At 63.3% G+C, this 24,566-nt stretch carries 15 protein-coding genes; 4 read left to right on the top strand and 11 right to left on the bottom strand.

Features of this window, described 5'->3' with window-relative positions; genetic code table 11:
• Nucleotides 1-41: 41 nt before the first annotated feature.
• Nucleotides 42-3,995, bottom strand: coding sequence for a trifunctional transcriptional regulator/proline dehydrogenase/L-glutamate gamma-semialdehyde dehydrogenase (putA, locus tag LOY69_RS02440; RefSeq protein ID WP_123391373.1), 3,954 nt, complete (start codon nt 3,993-3,995; stop codon nt 42-44).
• A gap of 466 nt (nt 3,996-4,461) precedes the next feature.
• On the opposite strand from putA, the gene putP reads away from it, so the two are divergent.
• Nucleotides 4,462-5,946: a sodium/proline symporter PutP gene (gene putP, locus LOY69_RS02445; protein ID WP_213664622.1), complete on the top strand. Its 1,485-nt coding sequence runs from the start codon at nt 4,462-4,464 to the stop codon at nt 5,944-5,946.
• Nucleotides 5,947-6,019: 73 nt separating this feature from the next.
• Here the strand turns inward: putP and LOY69_RS02450 are convergent, their stop codons facing one another.
• The 6 genes from LOY69_RS02450 to LOY69_RS02475 form a co-directional block, all read right to left on the bottom strand.
• On the bottom strand, nt 6,020-6,514 hold the full coding sequence (locus tag LOY69_RS02450; RefSeq protein ID WP_110595416.1) for a DUF2165 family protein: 495 nt from the start codon (nt 6,512-6,514) through the stop codon (nt 6,020-6,022).
• 121 nt (nt 6,515-6,635) lie between these two features.
• A complete protein-coding gene (locus LOY69_RS02455) occupies nt 6,636-7,907 on the bottom strand; it encodes an O-acetylhomoserine aminocarboxypropyltransferase/cysteine synthase family protein (RefSeq protein ID WP_265074091.1) in 1,272 nt (423 codons plus the stop codon).
• A gap of 221 nt (nt 7,908-8,128) precedes the next feature.
• A complete protein-coding gene (locus LOY69_RS02460; protein ID WP_265074092.1) occupies nt 8,129-9,553 on the bottom strand; it encodes a glycerol kinase in 1,425 nt (474 codons plus the stop codon).
• A gap of 27 nt (nt 9,554-9,580) precedes the next feature.
• A complete protein-coding gene (locus tag LOY69_RS02465) occupies nt 9,581-10,813 on the bottom strand; it encodes an NAD(P)/FAD-dependent oxidoreductase (RefSeq protein ID WP_265074093.1) in 1,233 nt (410 codons plus the stop codon).
• The gene (locus tag LOY69_RS02470; protein ID WP_265074094.1) at nt 10,800-12,206 is read right to left on the bottom strand and encodes an NAD(P)/FAD-dependent oxidoreductase; all 1,407 of its coding nucleotides are present in this window, start codon (nt 12,204-12,206) and stop codon (nt 10,800-10,802) included. Before LOY69_RS02470 ends, LOY69_RS02465 begins: the two co-directional genes overlap by 14 nt.
• Nucleotides 12,207-12,364: 158 nt before the next feature.
• The gene (locus LOY69_RS02475; RefSeq protein WP_170001609.1) at nt 12,365-13,129 is read right to left on the bottom strand and encodes a DeoR/GlpR family DNA-binding transcription regulator; all 765 of its coding nucleotides are present in this window, start codon (nt 13,127-13,129) and stop codon (nt 12,365-12,367) included.
• A 380-nt stretch (nt 13,130-13,509) separates the two neighbouring features.
• Between LOY69_RS02475 and eutH the strand changes: the two genes are divergently transcribed.
• The 3 genes from eutH to LOY69_RS02490 all read left to right on the top strand — a co-directional run bounded on the left by eutH (nt 13,510) and on the right by LOY69_RS02490 (nt 16,078).
• Nucleotides 13,510-14,745 (top strand): ethanolamine utilization protein EutH, encoded by a 1,236-nt coding sequence (eutH, locus tag LOY69_RS02480; RefSeq protein WP_102862854.1) that lies wholly within the window; start codon nt 13,510-13,512, stop codon nt 14,743-14,745.
• 36 nt (nt 14,746-14,781) lie between these two features.
• Nucleotides 14,782-15,138: a DUF1937 family protein gene (locus LOY69_RS02485; RefSeq protein ID WP_207166976.1), complete on the top strand. Its 357-nt coding sequence runs from the start codon at nt 14,782-14,784 to the stop codon at nt 15,136-15,138.
• Nucleotides 15,139-15,241: 103 nt separating this feature from the next.
• Nucleotides 15,242-16,078, top strand: coding sequence for a 23S rRNA (adenine(2030)-N(6))-methyltransferase RlmJ (locus LOY69_RS02490; RefSeq protein ID WP_102862856.1), 837 nt, complete (start codon nt 15,242-15,244; stop codon nt 16,076-16,078).
• Nucleotides 16,079-16,170: 92 nt separating this feature from the next.
• Here LOY69_RS02490 and msrA read toward each other — a convergent pair whose 3' ends face one another.
• The 4 genes from msrA to aceE form a co-directional block, all read right to left on the bottom strand.
• Nucleotides 16,171-16,818 carry a peptide-methionine (S)-S-oxide reductase MsrA gene (gene msrA, locus LOY69_RS02495; RefSeq protein WP_102882046.1) on the bottom strand — a complete coding sequence of 216 codons (648 nt, stop codon included), beginning with the start codon at nt 16,816-16,818 and terminating at the stop codon, nt 16,171-16,173.
• Between the two features lie 74 nt (nt 16,819-16,892).
• A complete protein-coding gene (locus tag LOY69_RS02500; RefSeq protein WP_102882045.1) occupies nt 16,893-19,586 on the bottom strand; it encodes a GGDEF and EAL domain-containing protein in 2,694 nt (897 codons plus the stop codon).
• Nucleotides 19,587-19,898: 312 nt separating this feature from the next.
• The gene (aceF, locus tag LOY69_RS02505) at nt 19,899-21,839 is read right to left on the bottom strand and encodes a dihydrolipoyllysine-residue acetyltransferase (protein WP_102882044.1); all 1,941 of its coding nucleotides are present in this window, start codon (nt 21,837-21,839) and stop codon (nt 19,899-19,901) included.
• 11 nt (nt 21,840-21,850) lie between these two features.
• Nucleotides 21,851-24,496: a pyruvate dehydrogenase (acetyl-transferring), homodimeric type gene (gene aceE / locus LOY69_RS02510; RefSeq protein ID WP_110595419.1), complete on the bottom strand. Its 2,646-nt coding sequence runs from the start codon at nt 24,494-24,496 to the stop codon at nt 21,851-21,853.
• Nucleotides 24,497-24,566: the final 70 nt, after the last annotated feature.

The following is a 24,566-nucleotide window of genomic DNA, read 5'->3' on the forward strand; positions in this document are numbered from 1 at the left end:
GCCGCTGAGGGCGCTCTTTTCCATGCTGCTGACTATCGGCTTCAGCCGATGGTCATCAGGCTGGCGTTGCCGCCGGCCGCTGCGGTGTTGACGCTCAGGGCGCGCTCGATCACCAGGCGCTCCAGGGCAATCGCGGTCTCGCCCTGGGACAGGCCCTGGACGCCGACGATGGCTCCGGCACGCTGGGCCACTTGCTGGCAAACGCCGCGCAGTTGGTCAGAGTCGCCGTGATGCAGGACCGCGTCGAATACCACGTCGTCCTTGGTCCAATCCGCCACCCGCTGGATGCGTGCTTGCACGTCCTTGGGCAGACGGGCGAACAGCGCCTTGCTGAGGTCGCTTTCCGGCCAGACTGCCGAACCGCCGACGGCCAGTACGGCCGCCAGTTGGGTCAGCAGGTCGCCCTCGACCTCCGCCAGGCACAGGACGTGCTCGCGGGGCAGGATGGCGTAGCTGTTGCGCTCGCCGGTCGGGCCGTTCAGCTGGCGGGTGATACCGCTTTGCGACTGGCTGGCGAACTGTTTGCACAGGGTCGCCAGTTCCACCAGCTTGCTGCTCTCGGCCCAGGCTTGCAGGGCGTTGAGCGGCTTGCCGAGGGCTTCGCGCAGGCGCAGGTCCGGGGCGTTGGCGGCATCGGCGCGAACGAAGGATTGCTCGATGGCATCCACCGGACGGGTCGACAGCAGGCGGTACAGGTACAGCGGACCGCCGGCTTTCGGGCCGGTGCCCGACAGGCCTTCGCCGCCGAACGGCTGCACGCCGACCACGGCACCGACGATGTTGCGGTTGACGTAGACGTTACCGGCGTTGACGTTGTCCACCACCTTGGCAATGGTTTCGTCGATCCGGGTGTGCACACCCAGGGTCAGGCCGTAGCCGGAAGCATTGATCTGGGCGATCAGTTGGTCGATGTCCTTGCGCTTGTAGCGCACCACGTGCAACACCGGGCCGAAGATCTCGCGCTGCAGTTCATCGAAGCTTTCCAGTTCGATCAGGGTCGGCATGACAAAGGTGCCACGCTTGCATTCTTCGCTGTCGGCGATGGCCATCTGGTACACGCTGCGACCTTTGTCGCGCATGGCCTGGATGTGCTTCTCGATGCCGGCCTTGGCTTCGGCGTCGATTACCGGGCCGATGTCCACCGACAGGCGCTCCGGGTTGCCCAGGCGGTTTTCGGCCATGGCGCCCTTGAGCATTTCGATCACGCGGTCGGCGGAATCTTCCTGCAGGCACAGCACGCGCAGGGCCGAGCAACGCTGGCCGGCACTGTCGAAGGCCGAGGACACCACATCGATGACCACTTGTTCGGTCAGGGCCGAGGAGTCGACGATCATGGCGTTCTGGCCACCGGTTTCGGCGATCAGCGGGATCGGCCGACCCTGGTTGTCCAGGCGCCCGGCGATATTGCGTTGCAGCAGGCGCGCGACTTCGGTGGAACCGGTGAACATCACGCCCTTGACGCGCTCGTCACCGACCAGGCGGGCACCGACGCTTTCGCCCTGGCCCGGCAGCAGTTGCAGCACGCCTTCGGGAATCCCGGCTTCGAGCAGCAGGCGCACGGCCTGGGCCGCCACCAGCGGGGTCTGTTCGGCCGGCTTGGCCAGTACCGGGTTGCCGGCGGCCAGGGCGGCGGCGACCTGGCCGCTGAAGATCGCCAGCGGGAAGTTCCACGGGCTGATGCACACCACAGGACCCAGCGGACGGTGGGCGTCGTTGCTGAAGTCATTGCGGGCCTGCACCGCGTAATAACGCAGGAAGTCCACGGCTTCACGCACTTCGGCGATGGCGTTGGCGAAGGTCTTGCCGGCCTCGCGGGCCAACAGGCCCATCAGTGGCTGGATCTCGGCTTCCATCAGGTCGGCGGCGCGTTCCAGGATCGCGGCGCGTTCGGCCGGCGGCGTGGCCTGCCAGATCGGCGCGGCGTTCAGCGCGCACTGGATGGCGTTGTCGACGTCTTCGATCGTGGCTTCCTGGACGTGACCGACCACATCGCGATGATCCGACGGGTTGAGGACCGGCGCCGGGGTTTCGCTGCTGGCGGCGCAACCGAGCATTGGCGCGGCTTTCCAGTTGTTGTGGGCGCTGGCCAGCAGGGCGCAGGACAACGACGCCAGGCGGTGTTCGTTGGCCATGTCGATGCCGGCGGAGTTGGCGCGCTCGCTGCCATACAGGTCACGCGGCAGCGGAATGCGTGGGTGCGGCAGGCCGAAGCCGCCTTCCAGGGTGGCCATCTGCTCGATCTGCGCCACCGGGTCGGCCACCAGCTCTTGAATCGAGATCGACTGGTCGGCAATGCGGTTGACGAAGGAGGTGTTGGCGCCGTTTTCCAGCAGGCGGCGGACCAGGTAGGCCAGCAGGGTTTCGTGGGTGCCGACCGGTGCGTACACGCGGCACGGACGGTTCAGCTTGCCATCGGCGACCTTGCCCACCACTTGCTCGTACAGCGGTTCGCCCATGCCGTGCAGGCACTGGAACTCGTACTGGCCGGGGTAATAGTTCTGACCGGCAATGTGGTAGATCGCCGACAGGGTGTGGGCGTTGTGGGTGGCGAACTGCGGGTAGATGACTTCCGGCACCGACAGCAGCTTGCGTGCGCAGGCGATGTAGGAAACGTCGGTGTACACCTTGCGGGTGTAGACCGGATAGCCTTCCAGGCCTTCGACCTGGGCGCGCTTGATCTCGCTGTCCCAGTAGGCGCCTTTCACCAGGCGGATCATCAGGCGGTGACGGCTGCGGCGGGCCAGATCGATGACGTAGTCGATGACGTACGGGCAGCGCTTCTGGTAAGCCTGGATCACGAAGCCGATGCCGTTCCAACCGGTCAGCTGCGGCTCGAAGCACAGGCGCTCCAGCAGGTCCAGGGACAGCTCCAGGCGGTCCGCTTCCTCGGCGTCGATGTTCAGGCCGATGTCGTATTGCTTGGCCAGCAGGGTCAGCGACAGCAGGCGCGGGTATAGCTCTTCCATCACGCGTTCGTACTGGGCGCGGCTGTAACGCGGGTGCAGCGCCGACAGCTTGATGGAGATGCCCGGGCCTTCATAGATGCCGCGACCGTGGGAGGCCTTGCCGATGGAGTGGATGGCCTGCTCGTAGGACGCCAGGTATTTCTGCGCGTCGTGCTCGGTCAGTGCCGCTTCGCCGAGCATGTCGTAGGAGTAGCGGAAGCCCTTGGCTTCGAACTTGCTGGCATTGGCCAGGGCTTCGGCGATGGTTTCGCCGGTGACGAACTGCTCGCCCATCAAACGCATGGCCATGTCCACGCCCTTGCGGATCATCGGCTCGCCGCTCTTGCCGATGATGCGGCTCAGGGAGGAGGTCAGACCGGCCTCGTTGTGGGTCGACACCAGCTTGCCGGTGAGCAACAGGCCCCAAGTGGCGGCGTTGACGAACAGCGACGGGCTGTTGCCCAGGTGCGGCTGCCAGTTGCCGGTGCTGATCTTGTCGCGGATCAGCGCGTCACGGGTGCCCTTGTCGGGGATGCGCAGCAGGGCCTCGGCCAGGCACATCAGTGCCACGCCTTCCTGGGACGACAGGGAGAACTCCTGCAGCAGGCCCTGGACGATACCGGCACGGCCGCCGGCGCTCTTCTGGTTACGCAGCTTCTCGGCGATCGAGGCGGCCAGCTTGTTGGCGGCTTCGGCGGTGGCGGCCGGCAGACGCGCCTGCTCCAGCAGCATCGGCACCACTTCCGGTTCCGGGCGGCGGTAGGCAGCGGTGATCGAGGCGCGCAGCACCGATTGCGGGAGGATGCTCTCGGCAAATTCGAGGAAGCATTGGTGAGCGTGATCGGTCAGCACGTCGCCGGCGTCGTCGCCGTCCTTGGTGGTGACACTGCTCAGCTCGGTCAGGGTTGCACCACCCTCGAGTTTTTCCAGGTAATTGAAAATCGCCTGCTTGATCAGCCAGTGCGGCGTACGATCGATCGAGGTCGCAGCGGCCTTGAGGCGCTCGCGGGTTGGGTCGTCGAGTTTGACCCCGAGGGTGGTGGTAGCCATATTTTTATCCTCATGTTTGCCACGCACGTGTGGCATCAGCTGGCGGCAAGATTATCCGTGCGCCGAAATAGGTGCAACCGGGTGCAACCCTTTTTTCGCCGGAATAAATAGCAGCTCGTCAGGAAATCAATATTGCCTCCTGGCTCCCGTATTGCCTTGGTGCATTTAATTCTGGCGGGTGGATTTCTTGCTCCAAAAAGGAGCAAAAAAGTTGTCGTCGTCGGTAAATGCGACAAGGTGCAACTTAATTGGATGAAACTGGTTGCACCTTGTTTAATTTGTTGAATAGGATTCGCGCCCAAGGTGCAACCTGTCTTTTGCGACTCGGTTCATCGGCCAATGGCTTTCCTGGGGAAACATTGGTCATAAAACGTGCGCGATAGCCGATCGTCTTCCAAACTGTAAAAGCTGGGTGACGGTACTGCTGACCGCCGCTACATAAAAACAAAGCCAGGGCGTAACTCAAATGAGTGCAAGCAATCCAACCTTGATCACGTTCGTGATCTACATCGCAGCAATGGTGCTGATCGGCTTCATGGCCTATCGCTCCACCAACAACCTTTCCGACTACATTCTTGGCGGCCGCAGCCTGGGCAGCGTGGTGACCGCGCTTTCCGCTGGTGCTTCCGACATGAGTGGCTGGCTGCTGATGGGCCTTCCGGGCGCTATCTACATGTCGGGTCTGTCGGAGAGCTGGATCGCCATCGGACTGATCGTCGGTGCCTACCTGAACTGGCTGTTCGTTGCCGGTCGTCTGCGGGTGCAGACCGAGCACAACGGTGATGCTCTGACCTTGCCGGACTACTTCTCCAGCCGTTTCGAAGATAAAAGCGGCCTGCTGCGCATCATCTCCGCGGTGGTGATCCTGGTGTTCTTCACCATCTACTGTGCCTCCGGCATCGTGGCCGGTGCCCGTCTGTTCGAAAGCACCTTCGGCATGCCTTACGAGACGGCGCTGTGGGCTGGCGCGGCGGCGACCATTGCTTACACATTTGTCGGTGGTTTCCTGGCGGTGAGCTGGACCGATACCGTGCAGGCCACGCTGATGATCTTCGCGTTGATCCTGACCCCGATCATCGTGCTGTTGGCCACCGGTGGCGTCGATACCACCTTCCTGGCGATCGAAGCCAAGGACCCGACCAGCTTCGACATGCTCAAGAACACCACCTTTATCGGCGTGATCTCGCTGATGGGCTGGGGCCTGGGCTACTTTGGTCAGCCGCACATCCTGGCGCGTTTCATGGCGGCGGATTCGGTGAAGTCGATCGCCAACGCCCGTCGCATCTCCATGACCTGGATGATCCTGTGCCTGGGCGGCACCGTGGCCGTGGGCTTCTTCGGTATCGCCTACTTCTCGGCGCATCCTGAAGTGGCCGGTCCCGTGACCGAGAACCCTGAGCGTGTGTTCATCGAACTGGCCAAGCTGCTGTTCAACCCGTGGGTAGCCGGTGTGTTGCTGTCGGCCATTCTGGCGGCGGTGATGAGTACCCTGAGCTGCCAGTTGCTGGTGTGCTCCAGTGCCCTGACCGAAGACTTCTATAAAGCCTTCCTGCGCAAGCACGCCTCCCAAGTTGAGCTGGTATGGGTCGGTCGCGCCATGGTGCTGGTGGTGGCGCTGATCGCCATCGCCATGGCCGCCAACCCGGAAAACCGCGTGCTGGGCCTGGTGAGCTACGCCTGGGCCGGCTTCGGTGCGGCGTTCGGTCCTGTGGTGCTGATCTCGGTGCTCTGGAAGGGCATGACCCGCGACGGCGCGCTGGCCGGGATCATCGTCGGTGCCGTCACCGTGATCCTGTGGAAACACTTCGCTCTGCTGGGTCTGTACGAAATCATCCCGGGCTTCATCTTCGCCAGCCTGGCAATCGTGCTGGTGAGCAAGATGGGTGCTCCAAGCGCTGGCATGGTTCAGCGTTTTGAAGCGGCCGAGAAGGATTTCAAGCTCAACCACTGAGTGCGCAAATCCTGCCCTGATCGTTCGGGGCAATGAAAACGGCCCGCTGCGTCACCGCAGCGGGCCGTTTTTTTTAGTGCAGTTCAGCGTCGGGCTGGTTGAGGAAGATCAACACGCCAAGGATCGCCATGTAGAACTTGAAGGCCGCGTCCTGGCCATTCCAGGTCTGGGATTGCCACATCATGAACCACTCGCCACCCACCACCATGAAGCCGAAGAACCAGACGCAGAAGCCCAGGCAGAAGCCGGCAATGGCCCAGCCTTTGCGCCGGTTGAAGTAACTGGCGACACCGTGTCGCGCCAGCCACAGGCGCAAGGCGCCAACGACCAGCAATACCCCGGTCAGGGCCTCGCCGGTAATGATCAGCCAGTAGCCGACATTCCACAGCAGGGGCAGGGTCAGGGCGCGGTCGGTGGCGGTGTTGCCGGGGAAGACGCTGTCCATGCTCAGTACGTGCTGGACAAAGGCGAAGTTGGAGTCGTAGTCGCTGATGTTGTTGTAAGCCACCAGCAAGGCGAACGCCGCCACTGCCAGGGTCATGGTGATTTTTACGTAACGCACAATCATGTTGGGTTCCTTTGCGGGTGAGTAATGATCCTGGGGGCTGGTTGGGGGTGGATGCGTCGGTGCCAACGCGCTGGGGGGATTTGGGGGGATGGCCCTGGCGTCTGCTGCCAGGGCCGATGAATCAGGCTTGTTTCAGCGCCTGGTCAAGGTCCTCGAGCAGGTCCTCGATGGCCTCGATGCCGACCGAAAGGCGGATCATCTCCGGCTTGACGCCGGCCTTGGCCTGCTCTTGTTCGTTCATCTGCCGGTGAGTGGTGGACGCCGGGTGGCAGGCCAGGGACTTGGCGTCGCCGATGTTGACCAGGCGCTTGAAGATCTGCAGGGCGTCGTAGAAACGCACGCCTGCGGCATAGCCGCCTTTTAGGCCGAAGGACAGGATCGCCGACGGCTTGCCCTGCATGTACTTGTGCGCCAGTTCATGGTGCGGGTGATCGGCCAGGCCGGCGTAGCTGACCCAGGCCACCAGCGGGTGGTCCTTGAGGAACTGCGCGACCCGGATGGCGTTGTCGGTGTGGCGCTCCATGCGCAGGGCCAGGGTTTCCAGGCCTTGTAGCAGGAGGAAGGCGTTCATCGGTGCCAGCGCCGCGCCGGTGTTGCGCAGTGGCACGGTGCGGGCCCGGGCGATAAAGGCAGCCGGGCCGAACTTCTCGGTGTAGACCACGCCGTGGTAGGCCGGCTCCGGGGTGTTGAGGCTGGCGAACTTCTGCGGATGCTCGGCCCAGGGGAAGTTGCCGCTGTCGACGATCACCCCGCCCAGGGAGTTGCCGTGGCCACCGACGTACTTGGTCACCGAGTGCACCACGATGTCGGCACCGAACTGGATCGGCTTGCACAGGATCGGCGTGGCCACGGTGTTGTCCACCATCAGCGGTACGTTGCGGGCGTGGGCGGCCTGGGCCAGGCCCTCGATGTCGACGATGTTGCCCGCCGGGTTGCCGATGCTTTCGCAGTACACCAGCTTGGTCTTGTCGTCGATCAGCTCGGCGATGGCCTCTGGCGAATCGTCCCGGGCGAAGCGCACTTCGACCCCGAAGCTGGGCAGCAGGTGGGCGAACAGGGTGTAGGTACCGCCGTACAGCTGGGGCGTGGAGACAATATTGTCCCCGGCCTGGGTCAGGGTCTGGATCGCGTAGTGGATCGCCGCGCTGCCAGCCGCCACCGCCAGCCCGGCGATCCCGCCTTCCAGGGCGGCCATGCGCTGTTCCAGCACATCGTTGGTGGGGTTCATGATGCGGGTGTAGATGTTGCCGGGCACATCCAGGTTGAACAGGTCCGCCCCGTGCTGGGCGTTGTCGAACTCGAAGGCGACGTTCTGGTAGATGGGCACGGCCACGGCCTTGGTGGTCGGGTCCGACTTGAATCCATGGTGCAGCGCAATCGTTGCGTCTTTCATAAATCCTCGACTCAGTAGCAATCCGTTTTATGAGCACAGCCAGGCAGGTCGTGTGCCCGCGCAGCAGTCAGTGGTCCCGTGTGTCTGAGTCGCCAGCAACCGCTTGATGTGCCCGCCGCATGGCCGCGAGCGGGCGCGTCAGTGTCCAATAGGCGCGGCGGATGGGCAAGGGGGCGCTGGCTTGCCGGGAACGGAGCGGCCGTCCTTGGCCAATGGCTGTTTTAGCGCGGCTGGGACCAGCCCTGGGAGCGGCTGACGGCGGCGCTGAAGGTGCGGCGCCAGACGTCGGCCGTGGTCCGGTCGACACGGGGCTGATAGTGGGTGCGGGTGTTGTCCAACTCCGGCAGCTCCAGGTCCAGGCCACGGGCAGCCAGGGCGGCGCAGCCCAGGGCAGTGAGTTCGTCGAAACGCTGGGTGACGATGGTGCGTTGCAGGATATCGGCAAGGAACTGGGCGAAATACGGGCTGCGGGCCAGCCCGCCGTCGATCGACAGCTGGTCGGTGACACGCAGGTGATCGTCCATCGCAGTGATCACTTCGGCGCTGCGCAGGGCCACGCCTTCCAGCACCGCCTGGCACAGGTCCTGGCGGCTGGTGGCGGCGTTCATGCCGATCCACACCGCCCCGGCGCTGCGGTCCCAGTGCGGGCAGGCCAGCCCCGACAACGCCGGGACAAAGGCCAGTTCGCGGGAAATGGCCGGTGGCTGATCGAAGGCCGCCAGCTCCGAGAAGTCGCTGAACAGGCCCAGCCGCCCGGCCCACTCCACCGCGGCGCTGGCGTCGTACACGCCACCGTCCATGGCATACACCGGCTTGCCATCGACCTGCCAGGCAATGGTGGCCAGCAGGCCTTTCTCCGGTGCGCGGATGATCTGATCGCCGGTGACGGTCAGGGCGAAGGCGCCGGTGCCGAAGGTGATCTTGGCGTCCCCCGGCTGCCGGCAGCCGTGGCCGTAGAGCGAGGCTTGCTGGTCCACCACCGAGGCGCTGATGGGCGTCTGGCCGATGCGCCCGAAGTCGCCGACCGTGGCACGGATCTGTGGCAGGGCCTCTAGCGGGACGCCGAACAGTGCACACAACTGCGGGTCCCACTGGCCGGTGGCGAGGTTCATCAGCGAGGTGCGCGAGGCGGTGGTGATGTCGGTGGCATAGACCCCGGCCAGGCGGTCGAGGAAGTAGGCATCGGTGGTGCCCAGGCGCAGGCGGCCGGCACTCAGGGCTGCCTGTGCCGCCGGCAGGTTCTCCACGATCCAGGCCAGCTTGCTGGCGGAAAAATAGGCGTCCAGAGGCAATCCGGCCCGCTCCAGGGTCAGGGCTTCGGCTCCGTTGGCTCGCAGTTCCTCGATGCGTGCGGCGCTGCGGTTGTCCTGCCAGACGATCACCGGAGACAGCGGTGCGCCACTGATGGCGTCCCAGGCGAGGCAGCTTTCGCCCTGATTGGCCAAGCCAATGGCGTCGACCCGGCCGGTGGCTTCCAAGCAGCGTTGCAGGTTGGCCAGCAGTTCCAGCGGGTCGTGCTCGACCCAGCCCGGACGAGGGTGATGCTGCTGGTGGCGCAGCGCCAGTTGGATGTCGGCACGGCCTTGCATGTCCACAACCAGTACGCGGGTGCTGGTGGTGCCCTGGTCAAGTGCGGCTATTCGCATGGTCTTTTCTCTTGTTGTGGGACGGGCCTAGTCGATGCAGATGTCCAGTTGGTCAAGGTGTTCCGGCAGTTGCAGTTCCTTGAGGGGAATCAGCAGGCGCCGTTCCGGCAGTGCCGAGACCGGGCGGCTCCAGAGGTCCAGGCCCTGGGCGCGAACCCGCAAGGTGCCGCTGACCGCCCGGCTGACCCGCAGTTGGATGTGCTGCAGGCCCGCCAGCTCGCCGCGCACCAGCCGGCCCGGTACGCCGAGCTTGATCGGGGCTGCGTATTTCAGGGTCAGCGCGTCATGGGGAGCGGGTAGCTGGTTGCACAGGGCCAGTGCCATCAGGCTGCCGATACGCCGCCCTTCACGGTAGGACCAGCCGGCGGTCTCGATCGGTCGCAGCAGGTTGCCGGCGGCGAAGTAGGCCGGGTCCGAGCAGCGCCCGTATTGGTCGATCTTCGGCCCGTCGCTACCGCTGTCCAGCTGCAGGTGGCTCTGGCGCACCAGGCTCGACTCAGGGGTGAACTGGCCCGTGAGCAGCACGCCGTCGCAGGCAATCTCGCGCACCTGACCGTCGGCCAGGCGCACCTGGGCCGATTCCACCCGGCCGGTGCCGTTGATCGCCAGCAATTGCGCGCCGAAATGCATGGGAATGCCCAGTAAGCGTGGAAACAGCGACAGCGGCCAGCGTGCGGTTGCCCGGTTGTTGGCTTCGAGCACCGCTACCGGGCGGATTCCTGCGCGCCGGCAACTGAGTACGGCGGACAGGCTGACCAGCTCGGTGCCGACGATCAGCGGTCGTTCAAAGGGCTTGAGGTGCTGCATATAGAGGAAGTTCTGCAACGCTCCGGTGTTGATCACGCCCACCGGGCGGTCGCCGGACAGCAGGCGTGCCGAGCGCGGGGTTTCCCGGGCGCCGGTGGCGATCAGGACCTTTTTCGCCTGGATCTGCCGCGGCCCGTCGATGCTCGCCAGGCGCAGCAGGCCGCCGGGTTCCAGGCTGACTACCGTGTGGCGCAGCAGCAGGATCACGCCGGCTTTCAGCGCGGCTTCGACATTGCGTCGGGCATAGGCCGGGCCGCTGAGAATGCGCTGATACTCGCGCATGCCGAAGGGCGGGTGAGCGCAGTGCCGGGGAATGCCGCCAGCTTCGCTTTCACGCTCGATGACAATCACCGGGCCGATGCCCTGGCGCCGCAGTTCAATGGCGGCCGCGAGGCCCGCCGGGCCGCTGCCGATAATGGCCGCTTCGGCCTGAAGGAGTTCAGTGCTGTTCATGGCAACGACCTGTGGCAAGTGGGACGGCCAGTTGGCTGGCACTGAGTTCGGCGACCTGGGCCGAGCAATAGAAACCCTGGCAGCGACCCATGCAGGCACGGGTGCGACGCTTGAGCCCACCCAGATCGCCGGGGGGCAGGGGGCTGTGCAGGGCGGTCTCGATTTCGCGACGGGTCACCAGTTCGCAATGGCAGACGATTTCGCCATAGCCGGGGCGTTGCCAGTCCCGGGCCAAGTGCTCCGCGAGGTTGGGCATCTGCGGCCAGACCGGCTCGCGCACCGGGTGATGCTGGCGACGCTGGCTGTACAGGCTGTAGACGTGCCGGGCAATGCCCAGGGCGGCAGTGAGCCCGGTGGAGCGGATGCCGCCGACGGTGATCCAGTGCCGGGAGTGATCGGCCTGGATCCGGTACTCCTTCTTTTCGCTGGCCGGGCGCAGTCCTGCGTAGGTAGCGGTGACCGGCATTCCGGCGAGGCCGGGAATCCGCTCCACGGCAGCGTCGATCAGGCTTTGCAGGGTCGGGCCGTCGAGCCCGGCATGCACCCGGTCCTCCTGTTCTTCGGCGGTGGGGCCCACCAGCAGGTTGCCGTAGACGGTGCGGGTCAGGACGATGCCTTTGGTGCGTTCGTTGGGCACCGGCAGGACGATGCGCTCCAGCAGTTTGGCCGCGGCCTTGTCGAAGACCACGAACTGGCCCTTGCGCGGCATGATGCGAAATTCGCTGTGGCCCAGCAGGTTGTGCTCCAGGGTGTCACCGAACAGCCCCGCGCAGTTGATCACCTGGGCGCTGCGCAAGGTGCCCTGGTTGGTATGCAGGGTCCAGGCATCACCATCGAATTGGCCTTGCTGCACCTCGCACCGCAACTGCACCCGGGCGCCGTGGGCCATGGCCTGCTGCAGGTAGCCCAGGGGCGCTGACCAGGGGTCGATCAGGTGTTCGTCGGGCACCAGCACCGCGCCCACCGCGTGATTGGCCAGATGGGGTTCCAGGGCGAGGATCTCGCTGCGTTCCAGCAGGCGCACGTTATTGACCCCATTGGCCTGGGCCTGGTCGAGAATCCCCGGTAGGCGGGCCTGGTCCTCGGCGTTCCAAGCCACCACCAGGGCGCCACTCTTGAGCAGCGGCAAGTTCATGGCCGAGTGAATCTCCAGGTATTCCTGGTACCCGGCCTGCATGCACTGCAGCTCCAGGCTGCCGCTGGGGGCATCGAAGCCGGTGTGCAGGATGGCGCTGTTGGCCTTGCTGGCGCCGGAAAGAATGTCGCTGCCCTTTTCCAGCAGCACCACCCGTGCACCCTCCAGGGCAAAGCGCCTGGCCATGGCGCAACCGACGACTCCGCCACCGACGATGGCCACATCGAAAGTCACACTGTTCGGATAAAGTTCGGTCATATAAATGCCTGTTTCCTGCGGTAACACCAAGATCGTGTGCAGGAATCAAAGCATATTGCGGGCCATGATTGTTGTTTTTATTTCTTATTCGGTCATATATCGGTCAGTTATTTGTGGATTTAAGGCGGTGGGCGACCGCCTGCCACACCGGGGCGGGTTCAGGACTGGGCCACCAGATGCACTTCCACGCCGGCTTTTTCCAACGCCGCCTGCAGTGCCGGGCCGGGCTGGCGATCAATCACCAGGCGGTCGATGCGCTCCAGTGGAAATACCTTGAACAGGCCACGGCGTTCCAGCTTCGAGGAGTCGGCGATTACGGTCAGCTGGCGGGCCTGGGCAATCATGGCGCGAGCGACTTCGGCCTCTTCGATGGAGAAGTCCATGGCGCCGTCTTCATTCAGCGCACCGATGGTGATCACCGCGTGTTCGGCGTTGAAGCGGGTGATCTGCTCCAGGGCCAGGGTGCCGACGTTCTGCGTCGAGTCGGGGCGGTATTCGCCGCCGATCATGAACACCCGGTTACCGGATTCGCCCAGGCAGCCGGCGATTGGCAGGGAGTTGGTGATGACCGTCAGGCGCGTGAGCTGGGCCAGTTCCCGGGCGAAGAACAGGGTGGTGGTCCCGGTATCGATAAAGATGCTGTCCCCGGCGCAGAACAGGCCGGCGGCGTAGCGGGCAATGGCACGCTTCTCCTGGGCGTGTTCGTTCATGCGGGTCTGGAAGGTGTTTTCGTGTTCACCGGTAGGCGGTAGGGCCGCGCCGCCATGGAACTTGGTAACCAGGCCGTTTTCCGCCAGTTCGCTGAGGTCGCGGCGAATGGTTTCCTGGGAAGTGGCGGTAATGCGGGCCAGTTCCTCCACGGAAATTCGCTCCCGCTGGCGCAGGAGTTCGAGAATCTGCTGTCGTCGTTCGTTGGGGCGCATGGGGCTTTCCGTTAGTGGTAATTCGCCACACAAATGGGCAGTTTTTGTTACTTACGCACACATTTTGCACATTTGCATGCAGATTCGGTCAGGTTCGATGGCGAAGTTAAGCATTTAACTGCAGGTTTCACAATCGTGACCGGTCACCCGCTTAGCTAGGCCAGATCAGCTCGTGAAGACTCTGGCGACAGATATTGTGACCGATAATTGAGTGTTTGTAGGTAAAAACCACAACTAATACACATTGTGGCATAGGAAATGCCCTGTGTTTGCATACCGGGTCATCGCCCGCCTTGGCGAAGAGATGACCAGCGCTGGCCTCAACAAGAACCTCCCTGGTGGGGGAAACCTATAAATGACGCGCAGAGAGATGAACCCACATGGCTGAATTTGGAAACTACGTCATTTACCTGATCATGCTCGGCGCCGTGGTTGGCGCCCTGTCATCCATCATCAAGCCCGACAGTGGCCTGGGTAAGGAGTTCGTCAACGGTATCCACTCCATTGGTCCGGTCTTTCTGGCCCAGGCCGGGATCATGGTGGCGATTCCCTACCTGTCCCAGGGCATCTCCCATGCGCTGGGGCCGTTCTTCAATGCCCTGGGTTCGGATGTGTCGATCGCGGCGTTGTCGATCATCGCCGTGGACATGGGCGGCTATCAGCTGGCCAATGCCCTGACCGCCAATCGCGACCTGTGGATCACCGCGATGCTGGTGGGCTACACCTCGGGGGCGACCATCGTCTACCTGATCCCGGTGGGCCTGACCATGCTTGAGCGCAAGGACCACAAGTACCTGGCCCTGGGCGCCATGGCCGGGCTGATCAGCATTCCCTTCGCCGTGCTGATGTCGTTGCTGATCATCACCGCTACCCAGTTGCCGGTGCGCGATATCGTCTCCACCAACTCCGAGGCGCTGTACTACCTGTCCCTGGGGTTTGTCGACATGCTCAAGCTGCTGGCGCCGCTGTTCGTGTTCTGCTTCCTGCTGGCGGCGGGACTGCGTTACCGGCCGCGCATGATGGTTGGCGGCTTCCTGGTGTTCGGCAAGATCATGGACGCTGCGATCAAGCTGATCCTGGCCCTGAGCATCGTCGAGCACTTCACCAAGTTCTTCAGCATCAACTTCGGCGGCTGGGGCTTCGACCCGATGTTCGCCGATGAAAAGGAGCTGTTCCGGGCCATCGAGATCGCCGGTTACATCGGCATCATGCTCGCCGGCACCTTCCCCATCTGCTACCTGTTCCAGCGCTACTGCAAAAAGCCCATGGAACTGCTGGGACGCCAGTTGAACCTGTCCAGCACCGGTGCTGCGGGCTTTGTCATGGTGTTCGCCAACATCATCGCTACCTACCACCTGTTCAAGCACATGACCGCTCGCGACAAAGTGCTGTGCGTGGCCCTGGGGGTCTGTGCCCAGGCGCTGATCGGCGATCACCTGGCGTTTACCGCGAACTTCCAGCCGAGCCTGATCCTGCCTGTGCTCATCGGCAAACTGTTCGGCGGCTTGCTGGCGGTGGCGATTGCCATCCGTATCTCGGTGCCGGCCGCCCAGCGTTATGAGCTGCAAGAGCAGGAACAGGCCGCGGCCTTTGCCCTGCAACCTGCGCGGACCTGAGGGTCCGCTCCACCTATCCCTGAAGTCGAGGTAACGATGCGCAAGATTTTCCTGGCCTGTCCCTACAGCCACTCCGACGCTGAGGTCATCAATGAGCGTTTTCTTCAGTGCAATCGCGTTGCGGCGCAGATACTCGAGGCCGGGCACGCAGTGTTCAGCCAGGTGAGCATGTCCCATCCGATCAACCTGTGCCTGGCCGGCAAGGACAACGCTGCCATCGGCAAGCTCTGGGCACCGGTGGATGCGTTGTACATGGCGATGATGGAAGAGTTGATCGTGCTCGACCTGCCGGGCTGGAAGGACAGCGGCGGGATCAAGCGCGAGATCGAGGTCTTCGAATCGTCCGGGCGGCGGGTCAGCCTGTGGTCCGAGGTCCGTCACGAATTTGCCTGAGTCCCGGGCCGTACCCATCGTCGCCTGCGCCGGGTACGGCCGCCGTTCGAACTGACGACAGCCTGCGCACAAGGTAAACTTGCCCGCCTGCGCAGGAGCAACCATGAACTATCGTCACGCCTTCCACGCCGGCAATCACGCCGACGTCTTCAAACACCTGACTTTGACCCGCCTCATCGCCCTGATGTCGCGCAAGGAGCAGCCGTTCGCCTACCTCGACAGCCACGCCGGCATCGGTCTGTATGACCTCAAGGGCGACCAGGCAAACCGTACCGGCGAGTATTTGGAAGGCATCGCCCGCTTGTGGGGCGAACAGGATCTTCCGGCGTTGACCGCCGACTACATGCAGGTGCTGCACAAGATGAACCCCGATGGCGAGTTGCGTTACTACCCGGGGTCACCGGAATTGGCGCGACGCTTGACCCGCTCCCAGGACCGGGTGCTGCTCAACGAAAAACACCCGGAAGACGGCCTGCTGCTCAAGGACAACATGAAGGGTGATCGTCGGGTGGCGGTGCACCTGGGGGAAGGCTGGCACGTGGCTCGGGCGTTGCTGCCGGTGGCTGAAAAACGTGCGGTGATGCTGATCGACCCGCCTTTCGAGCAGCTCGACGAGATGCAGCGCTGTGCTGCGTCGTTGAAGGAGGCCATTGGCCGCATGCGTCAGACCGTGGCGGCCATCTGGTACCCGGTGAAGGATCAGCGGGCCCTGCGGCGCTTCTACCAGGACCTGGCCGGTACCGGCGCGCCGAAGTTGCTGCGGGTGGAGTTGCTGGTGCATCCGCTGGATACGCCCAACAGCCTCAACGGTTCGGGCCTGGCGATTGCCAATCCGCCTTGGGGGCTGGAGGAGGAGTTGCGCGAGCTGCTGCCGTGGCTGTCGAAGAAACTCGGCCAGACCCAGGGCGGCTGGCAGATGGACTGGTTGATCGCCGAGTAACAGCGCTACATTTCAAGCCTCAAGCCTCAAGCCTCAAGCCTCAAGCTGAAAACACAGCGTCTGGAGCTTGAGGCTTGTCGCTTGCGGCGGGTTCAGATCGGGCAGGTCACGCCAGTGCCGCCGATCCCGCAATAGCCTTCGGGATTCTTCGCCAGGTACTGCTGGTGGTACGCCTCGGCGAAATAGACGGTCGGGGCTTCTCCAATTTCAGTGGTGATTTCGCCCAGGCCGGCCTTGGTCAGTTCCGCCTGGAACACGTCCCTGCTGTGCAGCGCCTGCTCCAGCTGGGTCGGGTTGGTGGTGTAGATCACCGAGCGGTACTGGGTGCCAACGTCATTGCCCTGGCGCATGCCCTGGGTCGGGTTGTGCAGTTCCCAGAACATCGCCAGCAGCTCTTTGTAGCTGACTTTCTCGGGCTCATACACCACCAGCACCACTTCGGTATGGCCGGTCAGGCCTGAGCAGACTTCTTCGTAGGTCGGGTTCGGGGTGAAACCGCCGGCATAACCCACGCAGGTGCTGAACACGCCTTCACGCTGCCAGAAGCGCCGCTCGGCGCCCCAGAAACAGCCCAGGCCGAAGATGGCGAAATCCACATTGCCCGGAAACGGGCCCAGCAGTGGGTTGCCGTTGACGTAGTGTTCTTCAGGCACGGTCATGGGTGTTTCGCGGCCGGGCAGAGCTTGTTCTTTGGTTGGAAGCACGTTTTTGTTCACCAGTATTTCCGAGCGCAAGACCATGTGTCGGTCCTCCAGTCAGGTTGGGGAGTCGTTCAGTCGATAGACACGCAGTTTGCCCGAGTGTTACAGCGCTGTCAGGCAATTGGGCCGCGAGGATAGCGCTTGAGCTTGGCAATCAGCTCGGTGCCGGGAATCGGCCGGTCGAACAGGTAGCCCTGGCCGACGTCGCAGCGATGACGGCGCAGGAATGCCAGTTGCTCGGCGGTCTCGATGCCTTCGGCGACCACCTTGATCTTCAGGTTGTGAGCCATGGCGATCACGGCCGAGGTGATTTCCATGTCGTCCTGGTTGTCGGGGATCTCGTGGATGAAGCTGCGATCGATCTTGATGATATCGATGGGGAATTTCTTCAGGTAGCTCAGGGACGAATAGCCGGTGCCGAAGTCGTCCATGGCCAGGGTCAGGCCAAGTTTTTTCAGCTGTTCTAGCTGTTGGTGAGTGTCGTCGGTGGCTTCCAGCAGCAAGCCCTCTGTTAACTCAAGCTCCAGCAGCGAGGAGGGCAGTTGCTCTTCCTTGAGGATGCTGGCGATGGACGCAACCAGGTCCGGGTCGGAGAACTGCTTGGGCGACAGGTTGATGGCCACGTGCAGGTTGCCCAGGCCGGCGGCGGTCAGTTGCTTGCTCATGCGGCAGGCCTGGCGGGCGATCCACTTGCCGATGGGGATGATCAGGCCGGTTTCTTCCGCCACGCTGATGAACTGGTCCGGGCGGATCATGCCCTTTTCCGGGTGGTTCCAGCGCAGCAGCGCTTCCATGCCCAGCAGGCGGCCGCTGCGCAGGCACAGCTTGGGCTGATAGAACACGTCCAGCTCGTTCTGGGTCAGGGCCCGGCGCAGGTTGTTTTCGACGAACAGCTTGTAGCTGGCTTCGGCGTTGAGGGCTTCGGTGAAGACCTGCACCTGGTGCTTGCCGTTGGCCTTGGCCTTGTGCAGCGCCAGGCCGGCGTTGCGCATCAGGGTCTGCGGGTCGCGGCCATGCAGTGGCGCGCTGGCCAGCCCCACGGAGCCGGTGACGCTGATCAGCTGGTTGTCGACGAACATCGGCTTGTCCAGGGTCATCAGCAGTTGGCTGGCGATCTGTTGCCCGGTTTCCAGGTCGGTGTTGTCCAGCAGTACGGCGAATTCGTTACTGGCAAAGCGCGCCAGGCTGCCGCTGGGGCTCAGGCTGTTGCGCAGGCGTCGGGCCAGGCTGATCAGCAGCTTGTCGCCGGTCTGGTGGCCGAGGCTGTCGTTGATCCGCTTGAAGTTGTCGATGTCTACCAGCAGCAGGCTGATCGGGGTATCGCTGTCTCGGGCGAAGCGTTCATCCAGGTTGCGGATGAACGCGGGGCGGTTGCCCAGGTTGGTCAGGTTGTCGGTGTAGGCCAGGCGCTCGATGCGTTGCTGGGCGAGCTTGGTCTGGGTGATGTCTTCGTAGATGCCGATGTAGTGGGTCAGCTCACGATTGTCGCCGTAGACCTTGGAGATCGACAGCTGGCCCCAGTAGGGCTCGAGGTTCTTGCGTCGGCTCTTGAACTCGCCTTGCCAGCTGTTGCTCTTGGCCAGGCTGGAAGGGGCGTCGAACAACAGTTCGCTGAGGTTTTCCAGGGCCGGCAGTTCGGACAGGCGGTGGCCGTGCACCTCTTCGGTGCTGTATTGGGTGATCGCGGTAAAGCTTGGGTTGACGTACTCCACCACGCCGTCGCAGTTGACCAGCAGGAAAGCGTTGGCGCTCTGTTCCACGGCGCGCTGGAACAGGTGCAGGGCGCTGGTGGCGGCGCGTCGGTTGTGATTGTTGATGACTTGGGCGAACTGGTCTGCTAGCTCGCCAGCAAAGGCAATCTCGTCGGACTGCCAGGCCCGGGTCATGCCGGTCTGTTCCAGGCACAGCACGCCGACTACCTGGCCGTCGATGCGGATACTGGCGTCGAGCATGGCATTCACATCCCGTGGCCGCAGGCTTTCGGCCATCTCTCGGGTGCGCGGGTCGCGCATGGCATTCTGGGCGTCGATGGCGCGGCAGCTGTGCAGGGCTTCCAGGTAATCGGGAAAGCTGCTGGCGTCGATGGACTCCGGCATGCGGTATTCCTGGGGGCCGCGGTGGTAGGCGGCAATCGGCACCAGTAGCTGGTCTTCCAGGTTCCAGATGCTGGCGCAGTCGATCTGGTAGATGTCGCAGGCACTGCGGGTGATCAGCTCGGCAGCTTCCTTCAGGGAGTTGCTGGTGCTGTAGCGCTGGCGGGTCAGGAGCAGGATCAGGTCCTGCTGCGCACGTACCCGTTCCAGATGCTGCAGCTGTTCCTGCTGGGCCCGCTGGTTGAGTTCCAGGGCGATCTGCAGGCGGGTGTTCTGGGTTTCCAGATCCACGGTCGGCATTGGCGAGGCGTCGCTGAACAGGCCTTCCACTACCAGCAGGTAGCCGCGCAGCAGGTGCCGGTTGTGTTGCTTGTAGGCCTCCCCCAGCTCCAGGATGCTCAAGGGGCCTTGGCCAGTGTGCAAGGTGTAGCGGATCAGATAATGGGGGCTGGTGCTCAGTTGCTGCTGGATGGCGTCGTGCAGCTGATAACGCGCCTCAGGCTCCATCAGGCTGGCATAGGGGGAGCCGACCAGAGCGCAGAGTTCGACGGCGGGCAGGCCGAACTGACGTTCGCAATTGGGATCGAGAAACAGCAGTGCCCAGCTCGCTTCATTCAGCCGTTCGAAACGCAACATGCCGAGCCGCGAGGGCACAGGCAACTGCGTCACTACCTCGGCCGCCATACGGCTGGCGGCATCGGGTTGGCTTTTCATGGGGAAACTCGCTTCGAAATTGCTGATCGCGCCGGGCTCGCGCCCTCTTTACTGTTGCTTGCGGCAAGGTTGCATCATGCGGCATCGACTGACAAGTAAGATGAAGGCTAAGTGCTATAAACCTGTATCGGCAGGCAGAAGGATTTCTGCAAAGTAACTTTTTTGCTGTTTGGGCTCGAGCAATGACGGGCAATTGGCGACGTTTTTCCGGCAAAAAAAAGCCCCGCCAAATTGACGGGGTTGAGGTACGAGCGTGGCGCTCGGAAAACGTGCGGTACCGGCCCACCCATGATGGGAAGGCCGGTTCGCGAGTTACAGCAGGATGGTGCGGATGTCGGCCAGCAGGTCGCTCAGACGCTTGGTGAAGCGTGCAGCGGCCGCGCCGTTGATCACACGGTGATCGTAGGACAGGGACAGTGGCAGCATCAGCTTCGGCTGGAAGGCCTTGCCGTCCCAGACGGGCTGGATGGTGGCCTTGGAAACACCGAGGATCGCCACTTCCGGCGCGTTGACGATCGGCGTGAAGCCGGTGCCGCCAATGTGCCCGAGGCTGGAGATGGTGAAGCAGGCGCCTTGCATCTCGTCCGCAGAGAGCTTCTTGGTCCGGGCTTTTTCCGCCAGGGAAGCCGCCTCGGCCGCCAGTTGCAGCAGGCTCTTCTGGTCGACGTTCTTGATCACCGGTACCAGCAGGCCATCCGGGGTGTCCACGGCGAAGCCGATGTTCACGTACTTCTTGCGGATGATCGCCTTGCCGCTGGGTGCCAGGGAACTGTTGAAGTCCGGCAGTTCCTTGAGCAGGTGCGCACAGGACTTGAGCAGCAGCGGCAGGATGGTCAGCTTGACGCCGGCCTTCTCGGCCACGGCTTTCTGTGCAACGCGGAACGCTTCCAGCTCGGTGATATCGGCCGAGTCGAACTGCGTCACGTGCGGCACGTTCAGCCAGCTGCGGTGCAGGTTGGCGGCGCCGGCCTGCATCAGACGGGTCATCGGCACTTCTTCGATTTCACCGAAGCGGCTGAAGTCCACGACCGGGATCGGCGGGATGCCCGCGCCACCGGTTGCGCCGGCAGCCGGTGCTTCCTTGGCCTTCTGCATCATCGCCTTGACGTAGACCTGCACGTCTTCCTTGAGGATGCGGCCGTGCGGACCGCTGGCGCTCACGGCGTTCAGCTCGACACCGAATTCGCGGGCCAGTTGGCGCACAGCCGGGCCGGCGTGAACTTTCGCGCCTGGTTTGGCCGGTGCGGCAACTGGAGCGGCAGCGGCAGGCGCGGCGGCGGCAGGAGCCGCTTCAGCTTTCGCCGGGGCAGGGGCCGCGGCAGGTGCCGGAGCGGCTGCCGGGGCGGCGCCCTTGACCTTGAGCTTGAGGATCAGGTCGCCGGTACCGACTTCGTCGTCCAGCTTGATCGACACGCTTTCCACGATGCCGGCGGCTGGCGATGGGATTTCCATGCTGGCCTTGTCGGATTCGAGGGTGATCAGCGACTGGTCGGCAACCACGCTGTCGCCGGCCTTGACCAGCACTTCGATGATCTTGGCCTTGCCGGCCGAGCCGATGTCCGGAACGTGAATGTCCTGGACGCTGTCGGCCACTGGCGCAGCTGCAGCAGCGGCTGGCGCAGGCGCGGCGGCAGCCGGAGCGGCGGCCTGGGCTGGTGCGGCAGTGGCAGGAGCCGCAGCACCGGCCACTTTCAGGGCCAGGATCAGGTCGCCAGTGCCCACTTCATCGTTGAGCTTGACGCTGATGCTCTCGACCACGCCGGCAGCCGGCGACGGGATTTCCATGCTGGCCTTGTCGGATTCGAGGGTGATCAGCGACTGATCAGCCTCGACGGTGTCGCCGACCTTGACCTGGATCTCGATGATCTGGGCCTTGCCCGACGAGCCGATATCCGGCACGTGCACCTGCTGTACCGAGGCAGCGGCAGGAGCGGCAGTTGGAGCGGCAGCAGCTGGCGCTGCGGCCGGCTGTGCAGGTGCAGGTGCAGCGGCTGCCGGCGCAGGGGCCGCAGCAGCGGCGCCCTCGACTTCCAGTTCCAGCAGTTCGTCGCCTTCTTTCAGGCGGTCGCCCAGCTTCACTTTCAGGCTTTTGACCACGCCGGACTTCGGCGCAGGGATTTCCATGCTGGCCTTGTCCGACTCGAGGGTCAGGATGCTCTGGTCGGCTTCGATGCGATCGCCGACCTTGACCATCAGTTCGATTACTTCACCTTCACCGCTGCCGATGTCAGGTACGCGAATGAGTTCGCTCACAGAAAGTCTCCTCAGCAGTCCAGTGGGTTGCGTTTTTCCGGGTCGATACCGAACTTGGTGATGGCTTCAGCCACGACCTTGGGTTCGATGTCGCCACGGTCAGCCAAGGCTTCCAGGGCTGCCAACACCACGAAGTGACGGTCTACTTCGAAGAAGTGACGCAGTTTCTTGCGGCTGTCGCTGCGGCCGAAACCGTCGGTACCCAGGACTTTGAATTCCTTGGACGGCACCCACTGGCGGATCTGTTCGGCAAACAGCTTCATGTAGTCGGTAGAGGCGATGACCGGACCCTTACGGCCGCTCAGGCACTCTTCCACGTAGCTCAGCTTCGGCTTCTGGCCAGGGTGCAGACGGTTGCTGCGCTCTACGGCCAGGCCATCGCGACGCAGTTCGTTGAAGCTGGTCACGCTCCACACGTCAGCGGCGACGTTGAACTCGTCACGCAGGATCTTCGCCGCTTCGCGGACTTCGCGCAGGATGGTGCCGGAGCCCATCAGTTGCACGTGGTGCGCGGCTTCGCGGGTGTCTTCTTCCAGCAGGTACATGCCCTTGATGATGCCTTCCTCGACACCTTCAGGCATGGCTGGCTGCTGGTAGGACTCGTTCATCACGGTGATGTAGTAGAAGACGTCCTGTTGCTCTTCGGTCATCTTCTTCATGCCGTCCTGGATGATCACCGCCAGCTCGTAGCCGTAGGTTGGATCAAAGGTGCGGCAGTTCGGGATGGTCCCGGCCAGCATGTGGCTGTGGCCGTCTTCGTGCTGCAGGCCTTCACCGTTGAGGGTGGTACGGCCGGCGGTACCGCCGATCAGGAAACCGCGGGTACGGCTGTCACCAGCGGCCCAGGCCAGGTCGCCGATACGCTGGAAACCGAACATCGAGTAGAAGATGTAGAACGGCAGCATCGGCTGGTTGTGGCTGGAGTACGAAGTACCGGCCGCGATGAAGGAGCTCATGGCGCCCGCTTCGTTGATGCCTTCTTCGAGGATCTGGCCCTTCTTGTCTTCGCGGTAGAACATCACCTGGTCTTTATCGACTGGCTCGTAGAGCTGGCCGACGGAGGAGTAGATGCCCAACTGACGGAACATGCCTTCCATACCGAAGGTACGGGCTTCGTCCGGAATGATCGGCACGATGCGCTGGCCGATTTCCTTGTCCTTGACCAACTGCGCGAGGATCCGCACGAAGGCCATGGTGGTGGAGATTTCGCGATCGCCGGAACCGTCGAGGATGGCCTTGAGGGTATCCAGTGGCGGAGTCGGGATGCTGAAGCTCTTGGCGCGACGCTGAGGCACGAAACCGCCCAGTGCGGCACGACGCTCGCTCAGGTAACGGGCTTCGGCGCTGCCTTCTTCAGGCTTGAAGAACGGCAGGTTTTCGATGTCGTCGTCTTTCACCGGAATGTCGAAACGATCGCGGAACAGCTTCAGGCTTTCGACGTCGACTTTCTTGGTGTTGTGCGCGGTGTTCTTCGCTTCGCCGGCGCCGGTGCCATAACCCTTGATGGTCTTGGCCAGGATGACGGTCGGCTGCTCTTTGTGGTTGACCGCCTCGTGGTAGGCCGCATAGACCTTGTACGGGTCGTGGCCGCCACGGTTGAGTTTCCAGATCTCGTCGTCGGACAGATCGGCAACCATCGCCTTGAGTTCAGGGGTATTGAAGAAGTGCTCACGGACGAACGCACCGTCCTTGGCCTTGTAGTTCTGGTACTCGCCGTCGATGACTTCGTCCATGCGGCGTTGCAGGATGCCGTCGACGTCCTTGGCCAGCAGTGGGTCCCAGAAACGGCCCCAGACCACCTTGTTGACGTTCCACTGGGCACCACGGAACACGCCTTCGAGTTCCTGGATGATCTTGCCGTTGCCGCGAACCGGGCCGTCGAGGCGCTGCAGGTTGCAGTTGATGACGAAGATCAGGTTGTCCAGCTTCTCGCGGCCGGCCAGGGAGATCGCGCCCAGGGATTCCGGCTCGTCGCACTCGCCGTCGCCCATGAAGCACCAGACTTTCTGCTTGCCGGCCGGGATGAAGCCGCGGGCTTCCAGGTACTTCATGAAGCGTGCCTGGTAGATCGCCTGGATCGGGCCCAGGCCCATGGAAACGGTGGGGAACTGCCAGAAATCAGGCATCAGCCAAGGGTGTGGATAGGAGGACAGGCCGTTGCCGTCCACTTCCTGGCGGAAGTTGTTCATCTGGTCTTCGGTGATGCGGCCTTCCATGAACGCACGGGCGTAGACGCCTGGCGATGCGTGACCCTGGAAGTAGATCAGGTCGCCGCCGTGTTCGTCGGTCGGGGCCTGGAAGAAGTAGTTGAAGCCGATGTCATACAGGGTGGCGCTGGAGGCGAAGCTGGAGATGTGACCGCCCAGGTCAGAATCTTTCAGGTTCGTACGCATGACCATGGCCAACGCGTTCCAACGTACCAGCGAGCGAATGCGGCGTTCCATGAACAGGTCGCCAGGCATGCGTGCTTCGTGGGTGACGGGAATCGTGTTGCGGTATGGCGTGGTGATGGCGTAGGGCAGTTGCGAGCCGCTGCGGGTCGCGAGTTCGCCCATACGGGTCATCAGATAGTGAGCACGGTCTTCGCCTTCTTTGTCGAGAACCGATTCCAGGGCGTCCAGCCATTCCTGGGTTTCGACGGGATCGAGGTCTTGCATGGCTTGCTCCAGGGCGGAAAGGCTTCCAGAATCGGTTGCCTGAGTTTGCGACTGGCCTTGTGGGCAGACG

Source organism: Pseudomonas sp. B21-059, assembly GCF_026016285.1.
Taxonomy (GTDB): domain Bacteria; phylum Pseudomonadota; class Gammaproteobacteria; order Pseudomonadales; family Pseudomonadaceae; genus Aquipseudomonas; species Aquipseudomonas danubii.